This window comes from Halalkalibacter oceani, from assembly GCF_023715705.1.
Taxonomy (GTDB): Bacteria; Bacillota; Bacilli; order Bacillales; family Bacillaceae_D; genus Halalkalibacter; species Halalkalibacter oceani_A.
In genome coordinates, this window is the sequence record NZ_JAMBOS010000051.1 from 1 (window position 1) to 3,999 (window position 3,999).

General features: G+C 50.5%; 4 protein-coding genes. All 4 read left to right on the top strand.

Annotated elements, in window-relative coordinates:
- Positions 1-184 precede the first annotated feature (184 nt).
- The 4 genes from ribD (at position 185) to ribH (ending at position 3,752) form a co-directional block, all read left to right on the top strand.
- Positions 185-1,267 (top strand): bifunctional diaminohydroxyphosphoribosylaminopyrimidine deaminase/5-amino-6-(5-phosphoribosylamino)uracil reductase RibD, encoded by a 1,083-nt coding sequence (ribD, locus tag M3212_RS21430; protein ID WP_251195948.1) that lies wholly within the window; start codon positions 185-187, stop codon positions 1,265-1,267.
- Between the two features lies 1 nt (position 1,268).
- Positions 1,269-1,928: a riboflavin synthase gene (ribE, locus tag M3212_RS21435; RefSeq protein ID WP_251195949.1), complete on the top strand. Its 660-nt coding sequence runs from the start codon at positions 1,269-1,271 to the stop codon at positions 1,926-1,928.
- Positions 1,929-2,003: 75 nt separating this feature from the next.
- Positions 2,004-3,224, top strand: a complete 1,221-nt coding sequence (locus M3212_RS21440; RefSeq protein ID WP_285874965.1) for a bifunctional 3,4-dihydroxy-2-butanone-4-phosphate synthase/GTP cyclohydrolase II — start codon at positions 2,004-2,006, stop codon at positions 3,222-3,224.
- A 57-nt stretch (positions 3,225-3,281) separates the two neighbouring features.
- Positions 3,282-3,752, top strand: coding sequence for a 6,7-dimethyl-8-ribityllumazine synthase (ribH, locus tag M3212_RS21445; RefSeq protein WP_251195950.1), 471 nt, complete (start codon positions 3,282-3,284; stop codon positions 3,750-3,752).
- Positions 3,753-3,999: the final 247 nt, after the last annotated feature.

Sequence of the window (3,999 nt, forward strand, 5' to 3'; positions counted from 1 at the left end):
TCTTTAGAATTAGTGAGTGAATGTGGTGCAGACGGGAAACCCTTTCAGTGGGCCTTTAAGGCCAAGGCCGGTAAGAGAGGCTTTCAGCCGCAGAACAAACCACCAGTTCACACTGGTGGTTTTGATTGTACATAATCAGCCCTTGATAAACCGAAGCTGGAAGATGAATAAAGGCGGTGATAGGATGAACGATCACGATTATATGAAGCTGGCGCTGGAGCTGGCTGAAAGCACAGCGGGTCAGACCGCGCCGAACCCTGTTGTCGGCTCAGTCGTCGTCAAAGATGGAGCGATCGTCGGCTTTGGCGCTCATTTAAAGGCCGGCGAGGCACATGCCGAGGTGCACGCTTTGACGATGGCCGGGGAAAAGGCCAGGGGAGCGACGATTTACGTCACGCTTGAGCCGTGTAGTCATTATGGAAAAACGCCTCCTTGCGCTGACCTAATTGTGAAAAGTGGTATAAAACGGGCTGTGATCGCTACCGGAGATCCTAATCCGGAAGTAGCCGGACGAGGATTGGAAAAATTACGGAATGCGGGAATTGAGGTCGAATTTGGCGTGTGTCAGCAGGAAGCAAACGAGCTTAATCGGGTGTTCTTTCATTTTATGAAGCATCAGCGACCTTATGTCACGCTGAAAACGGCCACCACCCTTGATGGCAAAACAGCGACCGTAGCCGGGAAAAGCAAATGGATCACGAGCGCCGAGGCGCGGGCAGACGCCCATTACTACCGTCATACACATGATGCGATTTTAGTCGGTGTAAACACCGTGCTCGCTGATGACCCTTCCTTGACGACGAGATTAGAAAATGGCGGGAAAAATCCGATCCGGATCGTGCTCGACCGCCAACTGCGAACGCCGCTTGAAGCGAAGATTGTTCAGGACCAGCTCGCGCCGACCTGGCTGATTACGACGGAACAGGCCTCGGTACAGAAGGAAGCTGAGCTTACACAATTTGGCGTGAACGTGATCCGCTTGAAAGAGCTGACGATTCGAGAGCTGCTAGTGCTTCTCGGGCGCAAAGGGGTGACCTCGCTTTTTGTCGAGGGAGGCGCTGAGGTCAATGGCAGCTTCCTCATCGAGAAAGCGGTCGATCAGATGATCGTCTATATGGCCCCAAAAGTGTTTGGTGGCTCGACAGCTCCATCGGCGATTGGCGGACCGGGCATTGCCGAAGTAGCCGATGCCCATGAATTGAACATTATCGAGGTCGCGACGGTTGGCCCCGATATAAAAATACGAGCTGTGAAGGAAGGTGAGTAAAATGTTTACAGGAATTATTGAAGAAATCGGCACGATTGAAGATGTGAGGCAAAGCGGTGATGCGATGGTGATGAAGCTGGCGGCAAAGCGGATTTTAGCCGATGTTAAGCTTGGCGATAGCATCGCGGTAAACGGCGTCTGCCTCACGGTAACCTCCTTCACCGCGGGAAGCTTCACCGTCGACATCATGCCGGAGACGGTGCGGGCGACGAGCCTGCAAGGATTGGGAAGAGGGGCAAAGGTCAATCTCGAACGGGCGATGAGTGCCGGCGGGCGCTTTGGCGGGCATTTCGTTTCAGGGCATGTCGATGGAATCGGAACGATTATCGCCAAGAAGCCGGAGCATAATGCTGTTTATTATCAAATTGCCGTATCGCCGGAGCTGCGCCATTATATGGTTGAAAAAGGATCAGTTGCTGTGGATGGCACAAGCCTGACAATTTTTTCTGTCGATGATCACAGCTTTACGATCTCGATTATTCCACATACTTTAACAGAAACGATTATTGGCGCAAAAACGGTTGGCGACAAAGTGAATATTGAATGTGATATGGTCGGCAAGTATATTGAGCAGTTTATCCGCAAGCGTTTTGACGCCTCGGCGGAACGGTCGACTGAGTCGTTAAGCGGAGCTTTTTTAGAAAAGCATGGCTTTAAATAAGAGATATAAGGAGTAAATCAGACAGGAACGACAGCTCCTTTTAAACAAAAAGAAGGGATAGGGTGGTGAACCGATATGAGTGAAAGTAAAAAAGAAGCAAGCATGTTTGATCCGATTGAAGAGGCGATTTATGAATTAATGCAAGGTCATATCGTCATCGTTTGTGATGATGAGGATCGTGAAAATGAGGGTGACTTTTTGGCGATTGCCGAAAAAGCGACCCCTGAGGTCATTAACTTCATGGTGACACATGGCCGGGGCCTCGTTTGCGCTCCGATTACGGAGGAACGGGCCAGGGAGCTTGATCTTGTGCCAATGGTTGATCATAATACGGACCCTCATGGGACGGCGTTTACCGTCAGCATCGATCACCATACATCGACGACGGGAATTTCCGCTCACGAACGCGCAGACACGATCCGTGCGTTAGTTGATGAAGAAACGAAGAAGGGGCATTTTAAACGGCCCGGGCATATTTTTCCGCTGATCGCTAAAAATGGCGGTGTGCTGCGGAGAGCGGGACATACCGAGGCGGCTGTGGATTTGGCGCGTTTATCCGGGGCGAAGCCGGCCGGAGTCATTTGTGAAGTGATGAATGCTGACGGGACGATGGCGCGCGTACCGGAGCTGCGCAAGATTGCCGACGAACACGACTTGAAAATGATTACGATCAAGGATTTGATTCGCTACCGTCACCGCAAGGATACGCTTGTGAAAAAAGAGGTCGAGATTAATTTGCCGACCGATTTCGGCGAGTTCCGCGTGATCGGCTTCACCGATGTCGTCGATCAGAAAGAAAGCATCGCTCTTGTCAAAGGACAGATTCTTGAAGGGGAGCCGACGCTCGTTCGCGTTCACTCGGAATGCCTGACTGGCGATGTCTTTGGCTCACATCGCTGTGATTGTGGCCCGCAATTGCATGCCGCTTTGACGCAAATTGAAAAAGCCGGAAACGGCGTGTTGCTCTACATGCGCCAGGAAGGAAGAGGAATTGGGCTGATGAATAAGCTTCGCGCTTATAAGCTACAGGAGGAAGGCTATGATACCGTTGAAGCGAATGAGAAGCTCGGCTTTGCCGCGGACTTGCGTGATTACGGGATCGGGGCGCAAATTTTAAGAGAGCTTGGTGTGACCAAAATGCGACTGCTAACGAACAATCCGCGTAAAATCACCGGATTGAGCGGGTACGGGCTGGAGGTCGTTGACCGGGTTCCGTTGCAGCTTCCTTCAACGAAGGACAATGAAAAATATTTAAGAACAAAAGTAGAAAAACTGGGCCATATGCTCCACCTTTAATGAGCAGTTACGGCAGCAGATAGAAAAAATGATTGAGATAATCAAGGAGGAACTTACATGGGACAAGTGTTTGAAGGACAATTAGTAGCAACAGGGTTAAAGGTGGGAATCGTTGTCGGACGGTTCAATGAATTGATTACGAGTAAGCTGTTAGGCGGAGCAGAGGATGCGTTAAAACGTCACGGGGTTGATGAAAAGGATATTGACATCGCTTGGGTGCCGGGCGCGTTTGAAATTCCGTTCGCGGCGAAAAAACTGCTTGATACAGGAAAGTATGATGCAGTCATTACGTTGGGCACGGTGATCCGCGGGGCGACACCGCATTTCGATTACGTGTGTAATGAAGTGGCAAAGGGCGTCGGCTCATTAGCGCTTTCCAGCGGCAAGCCTGTCATTTTCGGTGTGTTAACGACCGATACCATTGAGCAGGCGGTGGAGCGCGCCGGTACGAAAGCGGGTAATAAAGGCTGGGACGCGGCGACAGCGGCGATTGAAATGGCGAATTTAAGCCGAAGCATTGAACAGTAAACAAAAGCAGGCATTTTGCAGCTTGAGACAAAGCTGGCTTTGATAGATTGGTAACGCCCATTAGCACGTTATTTTGGAGGCTGGCCCAAAAGGTTGTTTTTTACCTTTTGGGCCAGCCTCTCTTTTTGTAAAAAGAAAACCCTAGGCTAGGCCTAGGGTTCCGGAAAGCTTCCAGCGAGGTATGAAAAAAACTCCTTCGTGATGCTACGATATATGTGGTTCGCCAACCAATATATCAAGCAAATGG